We start from the raw sequence: 17,045 nt of genomic DNA, 5'->3' as shown, positions 1-17,045 counted from the left end.
ATGACCCAATCCGACACAGACAGCCTCGCCCGCCTCGCGACCACCATCGCTGCGCGCAAAAATGCCGATCCCGAAACCTCCTGGACCGCCAAGCTGCTGTCAAAGGGCCCTGAGAAATGCGCCGCGAAATTCGGCGAAGAGGCGGTCGAGGCGATCATCGAAGCCTCCAAAGGCGACCGCGAGCGCCTGATTTCCGAAGGCGCCGATGTGCTTTACCATTTCCTCGTCATGCTGACGTCGCGCGATGTCACGCTGACCGATGTGCTTGAGGAGCTCGCGCGTCGCGAGGGGCTCTCTGGTATCGCCGAGAAACAATCGCGCGGCTGACCCCTGGCCAGCACGCCCGCTGCCATGTGCCATGACCGGGACGGCACCCGGGAACAGCCTCCTGCTGCAGCGAGAACCGATCCCGGCGAGACCGGCGTGTGTCCTGGCATACGGGCGTCGTTCTGATCCGGCGCACCATGCGGCGCGGCCCTTGCATGTCTCGTATCGCGACGATCAGCGGCGCCTGTTCCGGTTGCCTGGTGCATCATTTGCCCCTGCGCGGGGCGCGCCGCATCCAGGGGCTACCTTCTGACCCTCGTCTTTGGTGACGTCAGTCGAAGAGGTCGATCCGGTGCGGATTGAGCCGTCTGAGATCGCCGCGCCGCAATGTCAGCCCGTTGCGGTCGAAGAAATCAAGGATTTCGATCGCGACCTTGCGCCCGTTCTGCACCTTGTCGCGAAAGGCGGGGGCGGTGAACCAGCCATCCGCGCTGGCAGCGGCGATATCGCGCAGGATCGCCACCATCTCGCGCACTACAACGCGGGCGAAGAAATGGTCAGTGGCGATCTGATCGGTAAGGCCGAGCCTCTGGCTGTGGCGCATCAGCCGGCGCAGCTCTTTCTCTTCGACGGCGAATTCGGTCGCGAAATCGCGCACCCGCGGCGGACGAAAGCGCTCTTCGCCCAGAAGCCGGGGGAAGATGCGGGCAAAAAGCGCCTCATCCTCGGGCGAGAGCCGCACCTGATGCCCGGGAAGCCGCAGGAATGCGCCATCCAGCACGAGGCGCCCGGCGCCGGCCTCTTCCTGAAGGAATACAAGGAAGACATCTTTCGGCAGGCGCGGGCTCAGCATCAGCCGCAACCGCTCGCGGCCAAGGCCGGCGAGGTCGGGATTGGCCGCGTGGAATTCCCCCAGATGGGTGGCGAGCCCCGCGCGCAGAGCCTCGATCTGAGCGGGCGAGAGGGCGAGGGGGCCAAGCAGCACCGCCCCGGCCCTGGCCGCGAGATCCGGGCCGGAAGCCGGATCAAGCCCGCGATCGCGCAGGAAGACCGGCATATCGACCGGCGCAACCTGCAAGAGCCGCATCAGCGCCGCCCCGGGAGAGGTTTCGCGCGCGGCCTCAAGCCAGGCCAGCCGCTCTGGCGTGCCACGTTTGCGCGCGGGCGCCCGCAGATCGATGAAGAAACCGCCGGCGAGCGAGCGGGTCGCAGAGGTGTCGCGCAGGATGAAACGGTCGCCCATGGTGGCAGCAATCGGGCGCTCCAGCACAAGCTGCGCGAAACCGGTCTCGCCCGGAGCGATATCGCCGCCAATCGGCACGACGCGGGCGGCGACCTCGCAGGCATGGGTATAAAGATGCACCGGCATCCAGGTTGTGACGGGCCTGCGGGCCGAGGCCAGCACTTCAAGCATGACGTCGATCCGCCCGGCGGGGGCATGCAGCCCGGGTGCAAGAATCATGTCGCCGCGCTGGATCGCGTCTTTCGTAACGCCATCGCCGGACAGGTTCAGCGCGCAGCGCTGCCCGGCAAGCCCCTGATCAGATTTGCGGTTCTGGGCATGGATGCCGCGCACCCGCGCCGGCAGGCCAAGGGGCGAGATCATCACCTGATCACCCAAAGCCACCCGGCCCGCGATCATCGTCCCCGTGACCACCGTGCCCGCGCCCGCAATGGTGAAACTGCGGTCAACCGAAAGCCGCATCGGCCCGGATGCCCCGCGCCCAGGCATTTCGGCCCCGGCTTCGGCAAGGATCCGGCGCAACTCTGCGATGCCTTCGCCGGTCTGGGCGGAAACCTCGACAACCGGCGCGGCGGCCAGGCCGGTTCCGGCCAGTGCGGCGCGGATTTCCGCCCGGACGGTTGCCCGCCGCGTCTCATCGGCGAGATCGGCTTTGGTCATCGCGACCACGCCACCGGGGAGGCCGAGAAGGTTCAGAATTTCAAGATGTTCGCGGGTTTGAGGCATCACGCCGTCATCGGCCGCCACCACCAGCAGGGCAAAGTCGATGCCGCCGGCACCGGCCAGCATGGTGCGGATCAGCCGCTCATGACCGGGCACATCGACAAAGCCGGTGATCCGCCCCGATGGGATCTCCGGTTCAGCCGGATCGCCGAGATCGGTATAGGCGAAGCCAAGTTCAATCGTGATGCCACGCGCCTTTTCTTCGGCCAGGCGGTCGGCATCCACCCCGGTCAGCGCCTGGACCAGCGCCGTCTTGCCGTGGTCGATATGGCCTGCAGTGCCGATGATCACAGCGCGGCCAGGGCGTCAGTCAGCATAGCGTCCTCTTCAAGACAGCGCAGATCAAGGATCAGCGCGCCACCCTGGATATGGCCGATCACCGGCATGGGAAGGGCGCGCAGCTGTGCTGCCAGCCGGTCGGGCGCGTCGCCGCCCTGACCGGTCAGCCGCAGCCCGGCCGAGGGGATCGTATCGACCGGCAGCGCGCCAGATCCGATCTGGCTGGCGCAGGGGCAGGGGGTGGCGTCAAAGCCAAAGGGCCGCAGCAGAGCATCAATACGGGGCGCCAGCCGCTGCGCCTGGGCGGCGATCTCTGTCATCGGGCGTGCGAGCATCCTCAATGTGGGCAACCGCTCCGCCAGCCGGTCCGGGTCGCGATACAGTTTCAGCGTTGCCTCAAGCGCGGCGATGCGGATCTTGTCGAGACGCAGCGCGCGTTTCAGCGGGTTGCGGTTGATCGCGGCGATCAGGTCCTTACGCCCGACGATGAATCCGGCCTGCGGCCCCCCGAGCAGCTTGTCGCCGGAAAAGGTCACCAGATCAGCGCCTTCCGCAACGGCCTCGGCCACCGTGGGCTCACGCCGGAGCCCGTAATGCGACAGATCAACCAGCGAGCCTGCGCCAAGATCGTTCATCATCGGCACCCGCGCCTCGCGCGCGATCAGCGCCAGGTCGGGGGCTGTGACCTCGGCGGTGAAGCCCTCGATCCGGTAATTCGAGGTATGGACCTTCAGGATCACGCCGGTCTCAGGGGTGATCGCGCCCTGGTAATCTTTGGGATGGGTGCGGTTGGTGGTGCCGATCTCGACCAGCTTCGCACCGGCCCGCGCCATAATATCGGGCATGCGGAAGGCGCCGCCGATCTCGATCAGCTCACCGCGCGAGACCACTGCCTCGCGGCCCTGGGCAAGGGTGTTCAGCGCGATCAGCACGGCGGCGGCGTTGTTATTGACGATGGTGGCATCTTCGGCGCCGGTAAGTTCCACCAGCAGGCCGCGCAGATGGTCGTCCCGCTGACCGCGCCCGCCGGTCTCCAGATCAAATTCCAGCGCCAGCGGGTTCGCCATCGCGGTCACCGCCGCGCGCACCGCCTCATCGGCAAGGATCGCGCGGCCGAGATTGGTGTGCAACACCGTGCCGGTGAGGTTCAGCATCGGCCTGAGCCGGGTGCGGTCACGCGCGGCCAGATCGGCTGCAACCAGATCCGGCAACCGCTGCGCCAGCACCGCACCATCCTCGCCGGCGCGGATTGCATCGCGCATCTCGTCAAGGCGCGCCCGCAGCGCCTCGCGCACGGCCTGGCGGCCATGGCGGGCGACAAGGCCCGCACCTTCGGCACTGTTCAGGGCCTGATCGACCGAGGGGAGGGCCCGAAACCCCTCCATCAGTAGCCCGTCAGAAAGGGGTTGAAGCCTGCGCGTTTCAGATCGGTTTCCTTCATCATCATATCAAGTCCGATACTGCCGACATCATCGGCCACCGCGTCAAGGCTCGGGTTCTTTTCCTGGTAGAAAATCTTGATCCAGGAGTGACATTCCCGGCAGCATTCGGCTTTTACCGTCGCCTCGGTGGTCTCGGCAGAGCGGTAGGTCAGCCCTTTATTGGTGCCGCAGGCGAGACAATGAATGCGAACCTCATTCCATTGCGTAGCGCAACCCGAACAGACCGCGTAGCGGATGCTCTCGATCCCCGGGGTCGAGGTGACCAGCGACGAGACCGGTCGCCCGCCGCATGCGGGGCAGATGCCGGTGCGGATCGGGCGCAGGTTTTCCACCGCCAGCCCGGCGGCGAGACGCGCAAGATAAACCTGCACGGCGGCCGAGGCGAAGAGATGCGGCGCGGCGCTGTCTTCGGGGATCTCGCCCGCCAGCGCATTGGTTAAGAGCCAGGTCCGATCCCCCTCATCCGCCGCCGTCACCGCCTCAAGTGCGGTGCGGGCGGGGTCTGGCATGGTGATGCGGGCGGCGGCCTCGCAAAGCCGCGCCAGCAGCTGGTGCAAGGCGGGATCAGCCGCCAGCGCGGCGCGGTCGATGGGCGGCATCTGTGCCGCCCTGGCCCGCGCCAGCTGGTCCGGCGCGATCACCGGCGCAGGGCCGGATTTCGCCAGCCGGGCCTGGATCTCTGTGAGCTCTGCGAGGAATGTCAGGTAGGGAGCAAGCCGGCTGGTCTGGGCCAGAAAGGCGAAGCGCCCGGCGCGGCGGGTAAAGACCGCGACCGGGTCGGGCAGGAATGCGAACGGCGCCTCGGGGACGCCGCCGATGACCGAAGGGTCGGGTTGGATGTCATTGGTCATGGGTCTCTCCGGCCGCATTTTATCCTCCCCGGACCGGGGACGGGCCGGGGAGAGGGCCGGCGGATCACTCCGCCGGGTGTTATGATTATCGGGGGCTTTGCGGTTCTTCGCCAGCTCCCGCAGCCATTTGCGGTGATGGCGGAAGGCCCAGCCGCCGGTCACGCTGCCCGTCGTCATCGCGCGCAGCGTGCCCCGGGTCCAGATCGCCGCATAGACATGCAGGATGAACACAAGGATGATCCCCACGGCAGAGAGCGCATGGACCAGAAGGGCGATGCGCCGCGCCGGGATCGTGGCCGCCCATGGGGCGTAGTCGCTCCACAGATGTACCTGTTTCTCCCAGATCATCAGCCCGGTGAGGATCAGCAGGAGGATCAGCCCGGTCATCGCCCAGAAGACGAATTTCTGCCCGGCATTGTATTTGCCAAGCTCGGGCAGCTTATCCTCATTGCCCTGGACCACATCACCGATATGCGCGACCCAGGTCGCGTCTTCGCGTCTCGGCAGGTTCAGCTTCCACATCTGCAAAAACAAGAGGAAGAAGCTGAGAAACAGCACGATCCCGATGGCCGGATGCAGCCAGCGCACCACCTGGCCACCGCCGAACAGGCCCGAGAGGAAGAACAAAGACGGGTGGAACAGTGCCAGCCCCGAGATCGCCAGCAGGATCAGCGACACGGCCGTGACCCAGTGGTTCAGCCGCGTGATGCCCCGGTAACGGCTGACCGTCACCGGTTTCGTGCTTTCGATATGGTCGCCGGGGGCGGAATACTGATGGGACATCACAGCTCCTCCCGGTTCTCGGGCTGAACCGCTGCGGTCTTCACCACCAGCTCTTCGGCCTCATGCTCTTCCTCGGCGGTAACGGTATTGCCCTTCGAGAAGAGCCCATGCAGCACCGCCCCTGCCGCAGCCAGACCGATAGCGGCAAGGCCGACGGTCTTGGTGGCACCTTTCCAGCTTTCCACCACCGGCGAGATGCGCGGATCATCCGGCAGCCCGGCGTAAAGCGGGCTTATCGGCATGATGGAGCACATACATCACATGCGTGCCGCCCACGCCTTGCGGATCGTAAAGCCCGGCATTGGCGTAACCGCGCGATTTCAGATCCTCGATCCGTTCATTGGCCAGCGCGATCTGGCTTTCCTTTGTGCCGAAGGTGATGGCCTGGGTCGGACAGGCTTTCGCACAGGCCGGCCCTTGCCCCACCGCAACCCGGTCGGAACAGAGCGTGCATTTTTTCGACACATGCGCGGTCTGATGGATCCGCGGCACGTCAAAGGGGCAGCCGGAAACGCAATAGCCGCAGCCGATGCAATTCGCGGACACGAAATCAACGATGCCGTTGGAATATTGCACGATGGCACCAGGCGCCGGGCAGGCTTTCAGACAGCCCGGATCCTCGCAATGCATGCAGCCATCCTTGCGGATCAGCCATTCCAGATCGCCTTGCGGGTTTTCATATTCGGAAAAGCGCATCAGCGTGAACATTTCCGGCGTCAGATCATGGGGGTTCTCATAGACCCCCACATTTTCTTCGATAGCCGGATGGGTGTCGTTCCACTCGATACAGGCCGACTGGCAGGCCTTGCAGCCGATGCATTTCGACACATCGATCAGCTTTGCCACCTTGTCGAGCTGCCGCTCGGGCGCGGGCACATTGGCGGTGGCCGAAATGCGCACGACATCCGAGGGAAGCAGGTTTGAGGCGAGCGGCTGAACCGGAGGGTTCGCCGCCGCCGTGGTGGGTTGAGGGGCGCGTTCGGTCATGCCAGGCCCTCCGATGCGGGTTCGATATTGACAAGGAACGCCTTGAATTCGGGCGTCTCGATATTGGCGTCGCCGACAAAGGGGCCAAGCGTATTGGGGCCAAAGCCCTTCCTCGCCGCACCTTTGAACCCCCAATGGATCGGGATGCCGACGACATGAACGGGTTTGCCGTCGCAGATCATCGGACGGATCCGTTTCGTCACCACCGCCTTCGCCCAGACCTGGCCGCGTTTTGACCAGACCCTGACCATGCCGCCCTTTTTGATCCCCTTTTCCGCCGCCAGTTCTTCGCTGATTTCCACGAAGAATTCAGGCTGATTCACCGCATTCACATAGTTGTGCTTGGTCCAGTAATGGAAATGCTCGGTGAGACGGTAAGAGGTGGCAACCAGCGGGAATTCGGCGCTGGTGGCCATATTCGCCATGTCATCCGGGAAGACGCGGGCCACGGGGTTGCCGCGCATTTCCGGGTTGAGCGGATTGGCGATCGGGCTTTCGAACGGCTCCATATGGGTCGGGAAGGGGCCGTCGCGCATCAGCTTGCGGCTGAAGAAACGGCTGGTGCCTTCCGGGTTCATGATGAAGGGCCCGACCTCGCGCGGTTTGGCGGTGACGGCGATATCCGGGATATCCGGGCCGACCCATTTCTCGCCATTCCACTCGATCAGCACGCGGGACGGATCCCAGGGCTTGCCGTCAAGGTCACAAGACGCGCGGTTGTAGAGCACGCGGCGATTGGCCGGCCAGGCGAAGGACCATTGCTGGAACACCCCCATGCCGGACGGGTCGCTGTTGTCGCGCCGCGCCATCATATTGCCGTCCTCGGTGAAGCAGCCGGCATAGATCCAGCAGGCGCCCATCGTGGAGCCGTCATCCCGGAGCTGCCCAAAGCCCGAGACCTGCTTCCCCGCCTCCAGCACGACTTTCGTCGGGTCGGTGGCGTCGTAAAGCGTGGTCAGCGCGCGGCCGTTAAGCTCCATCGCCAGTTCAGCTGCGGTGGGCTCTTCGGGATCCGCGTAATCCCAGGCGAGGTTCAGAACCGGTTCGGGCGATCTGCCGCCCTCTGCCTCATAGAGCGCTTTGATCCGCTGATAGATCTGCGTCATGATCCAGACATCGGTCCGCGCCTCACCGGGAGGGGTCGCCCCCGCCCAGTGCCATTGCAGCCAGCGCCCCGAATTCACCGTCGCGCCCTCGTCTTCGGCGAAACAGGTGGTCGGCAGTTCCAGCACCTCGGTCTGGATGCTGGCGCTATCCACATCGTTGTAAATGCCGTGATTTTCCCAGAAGGCGGCGGTTTCGGTCGCCAGCGGGTCCATCACCACGAGGAGTTTAAGTTTGGAAAACGCCTCGGTCATCTTGCCCCGGTTGGGGAAAGACAGGATCGGGTTGAAGCCCTGGCAGAAGTAGATATTCACCTCGCCATTCTTCATCATGTTGAACATTCGCATCGCGTCATATTGCGCGATGTCGAGCTTCGGCAGCCAGTCATAGCCCCAGCCGTTCTCAGCTGTCGCCTTGTCACCCCACAGCGCCTTCATGAAGGAAACCATGAACTTGCCGTAGTTCTGCCAGTAGCTCATCTGGTTCGGGCGCAGCGGCTTGTTGCCGCGTGTCGACATATAGGTCTGGAAATCGGGCTCTGTCTCCCGTGGCATCGCAAGATAGCCGGGGATCAGGTTCGACATCAGACCAACGTCAGTCAGACCCTGGATATTGGAATGCCCGCGCAAGGCGTTCATCCCGCCACCCGGCACCCCGATATTGCCCAGAAGCAGCTGCAACATCGCCATGCCACGGATGTTCTGCGAGCCTTTGGAATGCTGGGTCCAGCCAAGCGCATACATCGAGGTCATGGTCTTTGTCGGCGAAGAGGTCTCGCCGATCATCTCGCAGATCTTCAGGAAGCGATCCTTCGGCGTGCCGCAGACATTCTCTACAAATTCAGGCGTGTAGATCTCGACATGCTTCTTCATCAGCTGCCAGACAGAGCGCGGATGCGTCAGTGTCTCATCCGTGATGACATAGCCATCCTCGCCCAGCTCATATTCCCAGCTGGTCTGGTCGTAGCTGCGGGTCTCTTCATTATAGCCGGTGAACATGCCATCGGCCCAGCCGAAGTCTTCGCGCACCAGATATCCGACATTGGTGTAGTTGCGGACATAATCCCACTGCACCTTGTCATTCTCGATACACCAGCGGATCACCCCCATCAGGAAAGCGATGTCAGATCCGGGACGGATCGGTGCATAGTAATCCGAGACAGAGGCCGACCGGTTGAACCTCGGGTCCACCACGATCAGTTTCGCACCGCGATGGTGCTTGGCCTCGGTCACCCATTTGAAGCCACAGGGATGCGCTTCGGCGGCGTTGCCACCCATGATGACGACGAGGTCGGTATTCTTGATATCGGTCCAGGAGTTTGTCATCGCTCCACGGCCAAATGTCGGGCCCAAACTGGACACCGTGGGGCCGTGTCAGACGCGCGCCTGGTTGTCGAAACCTACAATGCCCAGCGAGCGGACCACTTTCCAGGTCGCCCAGGCCGTTTCATTGGTGGTGGCCGAGGCCGCCAGATAGCCGGTGGTGGTCAGACGGTTGACCTGGACGCCATCGGCATTCTTCTCGATCAGGTTCGCATCACGGTCGTCTTTGACGGCGCGGGCGATTTTGTCGAAGGCCTCATCCCAGGAGATTTCCTCGAATCTGTCCGAGCCGGGGCGGCGGAGGCGCGGATGGGTCAGGCGGGTCTCGGCCTTGACGTAATCCTTAAGCGCCGCACCTTTGGGCAGAGCGTGCCCTTGTTGGTCGGGTGGTCGGCATCGCCTTCGATATGGATCAGCTCGGCTTTTTCGCCGGCGGCCAGATCCCCTTTGGAATACATGATGACGCCGCAGGCGACCGAGCAATAGGTGCAGATATTGCGGGTTTCGGTCATGGTGGCCAGCTTGAAATCGCGCACATGCGCGGCCTCTGCTGCCTCGGCCTCATGGAAGCCCATGGCTGCCAGAGACGTTGCTGCCACCCCCGCCCCTGACAGCTTGATAAAGCTGCGGCGCGAAAGGTCGATATTCATGTGACCCCTCCTTTTACTACCTGTCTGCGCTTGTGCCTGGCGGGCAGGGTGCCGGCCGGATCCGCGCGCGATGGGTTGCTTCAATCACGTCATAGATAAGACAAATGGTCCGGTCTAAGATCAGGGAAGTCAAGGAAAACACGTTATTTCCTGGTGTACATAACGATTGGCGCGCCGGTCAGATGACCTGAAAAACCGGTTTCTGGCAGGTTTCGGGGCCAGTCTTTCAAGGTGAAATGGCAGGGCTGGCCGGCTTGTCCTTTCCGCATACTTGCCCCGGCGGAGCGGGACTGGCAAAGTCAGGATGCGGCTGGGATACGGGGGTGTTTTGCAGCCCCGGGACCGGCGATGGCGCGTATGCCGCGCCCATTGAGGGGCCTGTCCGGAGGTCCGCCCAGATTGAGAGGTGACAGCCATGACCCAGATGCAGACCCCGCAGCCCGAACCGCGCCTGACCTCACTGTCCCATGGCGGCGGGTGTGGCTGCAAGATCGCGCCCGGCGTGCTTTCGGGGATCCTGCGCGGCACCTCTGCACTGCCGGTGCCGGAGGCTTTGCTGGTGGGCATCGAGACCTCGGATGATGCGGCGGTCTATCAGCTGAACGAGCATCAGGCGATCGTCGCGACCACCGATTTCTTCATGCCGATCGTCGACGACCCGGTGGATTTCGGGCGGATCGCGGCGACGAATGCGATCTCGGATGTCTATGCGATGGGGGCGACGCCGATCTTCGCGCTGGCCCTGGTGGGGATGCCGATCAATGTGCTCTCGGTTGAGACCATCGGCCGGATCCTTGAAGGCGGATCACAGGCCTGCCGGGCGGCGGGGATCCCGATTGCCGGCGGCCATACGATTGACTCGGTCGAGGCGATTTACGGGCTGGTGGCTCTGGGCGTGGTCGATCCGGCGCATGTGAAGAAGAATGCGCTTGCGCAGGCCGGCGATGTGCTGGTTTTCGGCAAGCCGCTGGGCGTGGGCGTCTATTCGGCGGCGCTGAAGAAGGAAAAGCTGAGCGCTGCGGGCTATGCGCAGATGATCGCGACGACGACGAAGCTGAACACGCCGGGGCCGCGGCTCGCGCGGCTGGCGGGGGTTCATGCGATGACCGATGTGACCGGCTTCGGGCTTGGGGGCCATGGGCTTGAGATGTCGCGCGGCGCGGGGAAGGGGATCCGCATCGACTGGGCCTCGGTGCCGGTCCTGACGGATGCGGTGGCTTTGGCGGAAGCCGGGTTCATCACCGGTGCCTCAGGGCGGAACTGGGCGAGCTATGGCGCCGAGATCGCCTTCGCGCGGGAAATGTCGAAGGTGGATCAGGTGCTGCTGACCGATCCGCAGACTTCGGGCGGGTTGCTGGTTGCCTGCGCGCCGGAGGCGGTGGCCGAGGTGTTGCGGATCTTCCGGGAGGAGGGTTTCGAGGCGGCGGCAGTGATTGGCGAGGTTGGCGATGGCGCCCCCGGGCTGACCATCGCCTGACCATCGCCTGACTATCCTGCCAGATTGAAAGCCCCGCCATGGCGGGGCTTGAGCCTATTCTCTGATCGCTTTGGCTTCCGTTTCCAGCTGGATCAGCAGCGGCGTTTTTTCCCGCCAGGCCTCGTACCAGCCCGTCACCGCATCGCCGAAGATCTCTGGCCCGGGTTTTACGACATTGGCGCCGGCCTCAATGAGCTTCGCGCGGTAATCGGCGTCGATCTGCGGATAGACGGCGCGGATCTGTGCGGTCTCGGCGGCAACGAGCCGGGTGATCACGGCGCGGTCTTCTTCGCTGTAGCTTTTCCATTTCCGCGCCGAGGCGACAGCAACCATCGGGAAGATCATATGTTCGGTATCCAGCACCACGGCGGAATAGTCATGGAAGCGGTTGTTGAACGTGCCCTCGAAATCCAGCTGCATGCCGTCGATCTGGCCATTCGTATAGGCGTCGAACAGGTCCGGCAGCGGCAGGGGCGTGGGGGCGGCACCGGCACGGGTCCAGAAGTCGAGCTCCTGCGCCAGCGGCACGGTGCGGATCTTGCGGCCTGCGACCGTGCCGCCGTCTTCCAGCGGTCTGGCGAGCAGGACGATCCGCATTCCCGCCATGCCATAGCCCAGCCCGTGCAGACCGAGGGCTGCGAGATTGTCCTGCAGCCCGGTGGCGGTCGGGCCTTCGAGCAATGTCGCGGCCTGTGTGGCCGTGTCGACGAGGTAAGGCGCGGTCAGGATGCCGAAATTCCCGTCGCGATTGCTCAGCTCTCCGACCGTCAGGAAGGCAAGATCCAGCGCGCCCGATTGCAGCTGTTGCAGCATCTGCGCCTCATTGCCGAGCTGGCCCGAGGGGAAGATCGCGAGGTTCAGACGGCCATCGGTTGCGGTGTTAAGTTCCCCGGCGAGGTGATTGGCCGAGCGGGTCCATTGATGCGGCGGCGGCGTGATCAGGCCGATGCGCAGGTCTTCGGCCCCGGCGGGGCTTGCGAGGGCGAAAAGCGCGAGGGCGAGGGGTGTCGGGCGCAGGAATGCCATATCAGCCTCCGGTCATGGTGGATTGCAGCGCGGTGATCACGGTCAGCCCGGCGAGAACCGCAAGGGTCGCGATGAAGAAAGGGGTGAGAAGCCAGGAGAGGCGCGTGGAGGACACCCCGGTCATCAGGGACGCCGTGTAAAGCCCGGCGCCCACCGGCGGGGTCAGCAGGCCAAGCGCCATGTTGAGGCACAGGATCACACCGAATGCGGTGGGCGAGATGCCATAGACATCGGTTGCGACCGGCAGCAGCACCGGCGCGGTGAGGATGATGCCGGGGATCGGCTCCAGCACGGTGCCCAGCAAAAGCAGCAGGATATTCAGCAGGATCAGGAACATCAGCGGCGAATGGGCGAGGTCCTGGATCAGACGCGCGGCCTCGGCGGGCAGATTGCCATAGGTCAGCACCCAGCCGATGATCTGCGCGCCGGCCACCAGAAACAGCACCGCGCCCGAGGTGACGGCAGTGCGCACCAGCGCCGGGGCAAGGTCCGGGATCCGCATCTCGCGGTAAACAAGCAGCCCGATCAGCACCGTGGCCAGCGAGGCCAGTGCCGCCGATTGCGTCGGCGTGGCAAAGCCGCCGAGGATCGAGCCTACCACCACGCCGGGGATGATCAGCGCGGGCAGCGCGTCGCGCAGGGCGATGAGGCGGGCATTCAGCGCCATCCGGCCGGTTTTCGGCAGGTTGAACCGCCAGCCGAGCCAGGCGATCACGGCGGCGAAACTCGCGGCCAGCGCGAGGCCGGGCAAAAGGCTCGCGCGAAACAGCTGGTCGACCGGCAGCTGCGCCACGGCGGCAAAGACGATCAGGTTCATCGAAGGCGGCAGCACCGGCGCCAGCAGGCCTCCGGCGGCTGTGACAGAGGCTGATACATCTTTCGGATAGCCGCCGCGCTCCATCTCGGGGACGGCAAGGCGCGACATGATCGTGAGCTGCGCCACGGTCGATCCGAGCACCGAGGCCATCATCAGGTTCGCCAGCAGATTGATATAGGCGAGACCTGCGCGCAGCGGCCAGATCAGCGCAGCCGCCAGCGCGAAAAGACGGCGCCCGATGCCACCCGCGCCCATCAGCTCGCCCAGCAGGATGAAGAGCGGCAGCGTCAGCAGCGAATAGCTCTCGATCCCGGCGAAGAGCTGTTGCGGAAAGCCGGTCAGAAGAACCTCATTCCCGGAAGCCACAATCAGGATCAGCGTGGTCGCGACCAGCAGAAAGGCAATCGGCGCGCCCATCAGCAACAGGACGGTGAAAGACAGACCCGCGATCATGGCAGCTCTCTCAGCGTGGTCAGGTCAGCGGCAATCTGCGCCAGGACATGCAGGATCGAGGTCAGCGTGGTGACCGGCATCACCAGCCAGAACCAGATTTTCCGCACCCCAGCGTCTGGGTCGGGTCGGTATAGATGAAGCTGAAGGTCTCCTGCGCCAGCGCGGCGCCCGATCCGGCGCGGATCAGGCCCGGCAGATCCAGCCAGCGCCAGATGATCACCGCCATCACGATCAGAAAAACCAGCAGCGCCAGATCATTGACCAGCGCGAGACGGGCGCGGTTCTTCGGGCTCAGCGCCTCGGGCAAAAGCCCGACCGTCATATGCTGGCCTAGCGCAATCGCCATCGAGGCGCCGAGAAAGGCGAGGCAGACCATCAGATGCACGGCAAATTCATCGGTCCAGGCCAGCGGACGGCGCAGCCAGCCCGAGGCGGCGCCCGCGACCATCGCCAGAAAGATCAGTGCGACCAGCAGGGCGCCGATCCCCTTTTCCAGCCGCAGCACCATCCTGCTGAGACGTGCGAGACCACCCGTCCGGCGCGGGGGGAGGCTGAGGCAGATTTCGGTCATCTTCTGCGCGCATCCCCCGCAGTTTCACCGGGATTATTCGCCGGATCTCTCGCTGGCATCTCGCCGTCGATCTGCACCATCAGATGACCCTGGCTGCAGCGCTCGACCCTGGCTATGACGCCGTAAACCTCCGCCAGCATGGCGGGGGTCACGACTTCGGCGGGCGGGCCAAAGGCGTAAAGGCCGCCTTTGTGCAGGATCGCGATCCGGTCCGACCAGCGCGCCGCCAGCGCGAGATCGTGCAACACGGTCAGCACGATCCGGCCTTCGGCTGCGATGCGGCGCACCTCGGATAAAAGCCGTACCTGACGCGCGAGGTCCAAAGCCGAGGTCGGCTCGTCCAGCAGCAAAAGGCGCGGCGCGCGCACGATGGCTTGCGCAAGGCTCACCATCTGGCGCTGCCCGCCCGACAGCTGATCCAGCCCCGCCAGCGCGAGATGGTCGATCCCGAGGCGCAACAGCACCGCCATAGCGCGGGTCTCGGGCGGCTCGGTCACGGCGCGTTCGCCACTGGCGCGAAGCGCGGTGATCACGGTTTCCAGCACATTGAGCGAGGCGCCCGAGGGCAGGCTTTGCGGCATGAAGCCCACGATTTTTGCCCGGGCAGGGGCGCTCAGCTGCGCGAGGTCCTGACCGTCCAGCGCGATCTGGCCTGTGAAAGGTGCAAGGCCGGCAATCGCCTTCAGCAGCGTCGATTTTCCGGCAGCGTTCGGTCCGGCAAGGGTCGTGACCTCGCCCGACCGCAGATCAGGCAGGCTCAGCCCCGCAATCACACGGCGGCGGCCATAGCCCGTGGAAACATCGTGCAGCACCAGGCTCATCGCGCAGACCTCCCGCGCAGGATCAGCCAGAAGAAGACCGGCAGGCCGATCAGTGAGGTCACAAGCCCCACGGGCAGCAAAGTGCCGGTGATCAGCAGTTTCGAGAGCGTCGAGGCGGCGGACATCAGAAGTGCGCCGGTGAAAATGCTGGCGGGCAGCAGGAAACGGTGATCCTCGCCCACCAGCATCCGCGCGATATGCGGGCCGGCAAGGCCGATGAACCCGATCACGCCCACCATAGACACGGCGGTGGCGGCGAGCAGGCTGACGCGCAAAAGCGCCCAGCGGCGCAAAGCGGTGACATCGACGCCAAAGCCGCGCGCCTGTTCCTCGCCCAGTCGAAGCGCGGTCAGCTTCCAGGACGCCATCAGCGCGAAGGGCACAGTCACGGCGATGACCAGCGCAAGGATCGTGACCGAGCCCCAGTTGACGGCCTGGAGGCTGCCCATGGTCCAGATCACCAGTTGTTGCAGATCCTCAGCCGAGGCGACGAATTGCAACAGCGACAGAAAGGCGGCGGCGGTGAAGTTCAGCGCGATCCCGAACAGGATCAGCACTTCCGGCCCGCCACCCCGCAGCCGCCCCATCAGCTGCAAAAGCCCAAGCGCCCCCAGCGAGAACAGGAAGGCATTCGCGGTGATCCCCCAGGCGGGCGGCAGGAAAGGGATCGTCAGCCCCAGCACAATCGCCACCCCGGCGCCAAGCGCTGCGGCCGCGGAAACCCCCAGCGTGAAAGGCTCGGCCAACGGATTTTCCAGCACCGTCTGCATCTCTGCCCCCGCGAGCGCCAGGGCGGCTCCGACAAGCAGCGCCATGACGGCCACGGGCAGGCGCACCTGCCAGACAATCACCGAGGTGCCGCGCGGCACATCACCCCCGCTCAGCGCCCGGATCGTCTCGGACAAAGGCAGGCCCGAAGGGCCGGTGGTCAGATCGACCAGCACCGCGATCAGCGCGAACACCGCCATTGCCCCCACCAGGGCGGCACGGCGGCGGTTTTGCCGGTGATAGCGGTCAAGAAGTTCGGAGCCGGACATGCTGGATCAGGTCTCTTCCGAAATCCACCAGGTCCCGGGCACCTGAACCGGCGAGAAACGGGTCTCGATTTCGTTCAGCGTCGCTGCGGGGGCGACATCTTCGAAAAGGTCCGGGTGGAAGGCTTTTGCGAGATATTCGATCAGCGCGATATGGCTCGGCGTGTCGTTGAAGAGATGCCAGACCCCGTAAGCGCGGCCTTCGGCCACGGCGGTCAGCGCGTTGAACCCGGTGGCGCCAATCAGCGCGTCGAAACTTTCGCGCGCCTCTGGCGCGGTGATATCCGACCCCAGCACCAGGCCGCCGCGCGCCCGCATGTGATCGCCGCCGGTCGCGACATAAAACTCAGGATCGGCGCCGATCAGGAATTCGAGGCTGACATTCCCCAGCACCCCCTGCACCACGTCAGACCCGATATTCGCGCCACCCGCCGTCTCGATGAAATCGCGAAACACCCCTGATCCAACGGTCGAACAGCAATTCGTGGGCGCGGCATGGACATGGAAGAAGACGCGTGGCCGTCTGATCGCAGGATCCGCGAGCCGGTCGCGGATCCGCTTCAGCCGGGTCTCGTAGAATTCGGCGAACTCTTCCGCCCGGGCGGTGCCATCGGTCAGCTCGCCCAAAAGCCGCAGCGACGGGATCGAGTTTTCCTGCGGATGCGCGAAGAAATCGACATAGGCGACGGCGATACCGGCAGCCTCGATCTGGTCACGGGCGCGCTCCATCGCCGGATTGCCTTCGTCCATCAGCGAAAGCACCACCAGATCGGGATCAAGCGAGATGATCGTCTCGACCGAGATTTCGCGATTGCCGGTGCCGACCGGGCGGATCGCGTCAATCGCGGGGAATTTCGCACGATATGCGGCCAGTGTCGGCTCATCGAGCCCCTTATCGGTGCGCCAGCCGATCACTTTCGCCACCGGATCGTCATGGAGGAGGCCCAGCACCGCCAAATGCCGCCCTTCGCCCAATACGATCCGGGTCGCGGGGGCCTCAAGCACCACCTCGCGCCCGAGGATATCGGTGGCGCGGATCTCGGCCAGTGCTGGCTGTGCCAGCGCTGTCAGCAGCGCAGCGGTCAGGGAAAGCGGGCGGAAGCGGATCATCGGGTTACCTCTGGCACCGGACATCTCTGGCATCGGGGCGCGATGCCTGTGACGGGCGGCTTTCTTACGAGGACAGGGGCGGTGA

At 64.6% G+C, this 17,045-nt stretch carries 13 protein-coding genes and 1 pseudogene; 2 read left to right on the top strand and 12 right to left on the bottom strand.

What is annotated here, in order from left to right:
* Positions 1–327 carry a phosphoribosyl-ATP diphosphatase gene (locus QNO18_RS15435; protein WP_283178386.1) on the top strand — a complete coding sequence of 109 codons (327 nt, stop codon included), beginning with the start codon at positions 1–3 and terminating at the stop codon, positions 325–327.
* Positions 328–598: 271 nt separating this feature from the next.
* On the opposite strand, the gene selB is transcribed toward QNO18_RS15435, so the two are convergent.
* From selB to fdnG, 6 genes and pseudogenes are all read right to left on the bottom strand, one after another.
* Entirely contained in the window at positions 599–2,524 is a 1,926-nt protein-coding gene (gene selB / locus QNO18_RS15430; protein WP_283178385.1) for a selenocysteine-specific translation elongation factor, read from the bottom strand.
* A complete protein-coding gene (selA, locus tag QNO18_RS15425) occupies positions 2,521–3,897 on the bottom strand; it encodes an L-seryl-tRNA(Sec) selenium transferase (protein ID WP_283178384.1) in 1,377 nt (458 codons plus the stop codon). The genes selB and selA overlap by 4 nt, the downstream gene beginning before the upstream one ends.
* Complete coding sequence (fdhE, locus tag QNO18_RS15420) at positions 3,897–5,588, bottom strand: formate dehydrogenase accessory protein FdhE (protein WP_283178383.1); 1,692 nt, start codon at positions 5,586–5,588, stop codon at positions 3,897–3,899. The genes selA and fdhE overlap by 1 nt, the downstream gene beginning before the upstream one ends.
* Positions 5,588–5,830: a formate dehydrogenase N subunit beta transmembrane domain-containing protein gene (locus QNO18_RS25695; RefSeq protein ID WP_349293867.1), complete on the bottom strand. Its 243-nt coding sequence runs from the start codon at positions 5,828–5,830 to the stop codon at positions 5,588–5,590. The genes fdhE and QNO18_RS25695 overlap by 1 nt, the downstream gene beginning before the upstream one ends.
* Positions 5,793–6,575, bottom strand: coding sequence for a formate dehydrogenase subunit beta (gene fdxH, locus QNO18_RS15415; protein ID WP_349293866.1), 783 nt, complete (start codon positions 6,573–6,575; stop codon positions 5,793–5,795). The genes QNO18_RS25695 and fdxH overlap by 38 nt, the downstream gene beginning before the upstream one ends.
* Positions 6,572–9,651 (bottom strand): annotated as a pseudogene (gene fdnG, locus QNO18_RS15410) (formate dehydrogenase-N subunit alpha). Before fdnG ends, fdxH begins: the two are co-directional and overlap by 4 nt.
* A 415-nt stretch (positions 9,652–10,066) precedes the next feature.
* Here fdnG and selD point away from each other — a divergent pair.
* A complete protein-coding gene (gene selD, locus QNO18_RS15405) occupies positions 10,067–11,128 on the top strand; it encodes a selenide, water dikinase SelD (RefSeq protein WP_283178382.1) in 1,062 nt (353 codons plus the stop codon).
* A gap of 54 nt (positions 11,129–11,182) precedes the next feature.
* On the opposite strand, the gene QNO18_RS15400 is transcribed toward selD, so the two are convergent.
* The 6 genes from QNO18_RS15400 to QNO18_RS15375 form a co-directional block, all read right to left on the bottom strand.
* Positions 11,183–12,154, bottom strand: a complete 972-nt coding sequence (locus QNO18_RS15400) for a TRAP transporter substrate-binding protein (protein ID WP_283178381.1) — start codon at positions 12,152–12,154, stop codon at positions 11,183–11,185.
* A gap of 1 nt (position 12,155) precedes the next feature.
* Entirely contained in the window at positions 12,156–13,424 is a 1,269-nt protein-coding gene (locus QNO18_RS15395) for a TRAP transporter large permease (protein ID WP_283178380.1), read from the bottom strand.
* A 79-nt stretch (positions 13,425–13,503) separates the two neighbouring features.
* A complete protein-coding gene (locus tag QNO18_RS15390) occupies positions 13,504–13,995 on the bottom strand; it encodes a TRAP transporter small permease subunit (RefSeq protein WP_283178379.1) in 492 nt (163 codons plus the stop codon).
* Positions 13,992–14,816, bottom strand: a complete 825-nt coding sequence (locus QNO18_RS15385) for an ABC transporter ATP-binding protein (RefSeq protein WP_283178378.1) — start codon at positions 14,814–14,816, stop codon at positions 13,992–13,994. The genes QNO18_RS15390 and QNO18_RS15385 overlap by 4 nt, the downstream gene beginning before the upstream one ends.
* Positions 14,813–15,853 carry an iron ABC transporter permease gene (locus QNO18_RS15380; RefSeq protein WP_283178377.1) on the bottom strand — a complete coding sequence of 347 codons (1,041 nt, stop codon included), beginning with the start codon at positions 15,851–15,853 and terminating at the stop codon, positions 14,813–14,815. The genes QNO18_RS15385 and QNO18_RS15380 overlap by 4 nt, the downstream gene beginning before the upstream one ends.
* 6 nt (positions 15,854–15,859) lie before the next feature.
* Positions 15,860–16,960: an ABC transporter substrate-binding protein gene (locus QNO18_RS15375; protein WP_283178376.1), complete on the bottom strand. Its 1,101-nt coding sequence runs from the start codon at positions 16,958–16,960 to the stop codon at positions 15,860–15,862.
* Positions 16,961–17,045 lie beyond the last annotated feature (85 nt).

Origin of the sequence: Gemmobacter sp. 24YEA27, from assembly GCF_030052995.1 — a bacterium.
In the GTDB taxonomy this organism is placed as follows: domain Bacteria; phylum Pseudomonadota; class Alphaproteobacteria; order Rhodobacterales; family Rhodobacteraceae; genus Pseudogemmobacter.
This window is presented reverse-complemented; position numbering and strand designations above follow the sequence as displayed.

Coding starts and splice junctions, on each gene's coding strand:
- QNO18_RS15435 (WP_283178386.1), top strand. CDS start 1: ATGACCCAATCCGACACAGACAGCCTCGCCCGCCTCGCGACCACCATC.
- selA (WP_283178384.1), bottom strand. CDS start 3,897: ATGGAGGGGTTTCGGGCCCTCCCCTCGGTCGATCAGGCCCTGAACAGT.
- fdhE (WP_283178383.1), bottom strand. CDS start 5,588: ATGTCCCATCAGTATTCCGCCCCCGGCGACCATATCGAAAGCACGAAA.
- QNO18_RS25695 (WP_349293867.1), bottom strand. CDS start 5,830: ATGCCGATAAGCCCGCTTTACGCCGGGCTGCCGGATGATCCGCGCATC.
- fdxH (WP_349293866.1), bottom strand. CDS start 6,575: ATGACCGAACGCGCCCCTCAACCCACCACGGCGGCGGCGAACCCTCCG.
- selD (WP_283178382.1), top strand. CDS start 10,067: ATGACCCAGATGCAGACCCCGCAGCCCGAACCGCGCCTGACCTCACTG.
- QNO18_RS15400 (WP_283178381.1), bottom strand. CDS start 12,154: ATGGCATTCCTGCGCCCGACACCCCTCGCCCTCGCGCTTTTCGCCCTC.
- QNO18_RS15395 (WP_283178380.1), bottom strand. CDS start 13,424: ATGATCGCGGGTCTGTCTTTCACCGTCCTGTTGCTGATGGGCGCGCCG.
- QNO18_RS15390 (WP_283178379.1), bottom strand. CDS start 13,995: ATGACCGAAATCTGCCTCAGCCTCCCCCCGCGCCGGACGGGTGGTCTC.
- QNO18_RS15385 (WP_283178378.1), bottom strand. CDS start 14,816: ATGAGCCTGGTGCTGCACGATGTTTCCACGGGCTATGGCCGCCGCCGT.
- QNO18_RS15380 (WP_283178377.1), bottom strand. CDS start 15,853: ATGTCCGGCTCCGAACTTCTTGACCGCTATCACCGGCAAAACCGCCGC.
- QNO18_RS15375 (WP_283178376.1), bottom strand. CDS start 16,960: ATGATCCGCTTCCGCCCGCTTTCCCTGACCGCTGCGCTGCTGACAGCG.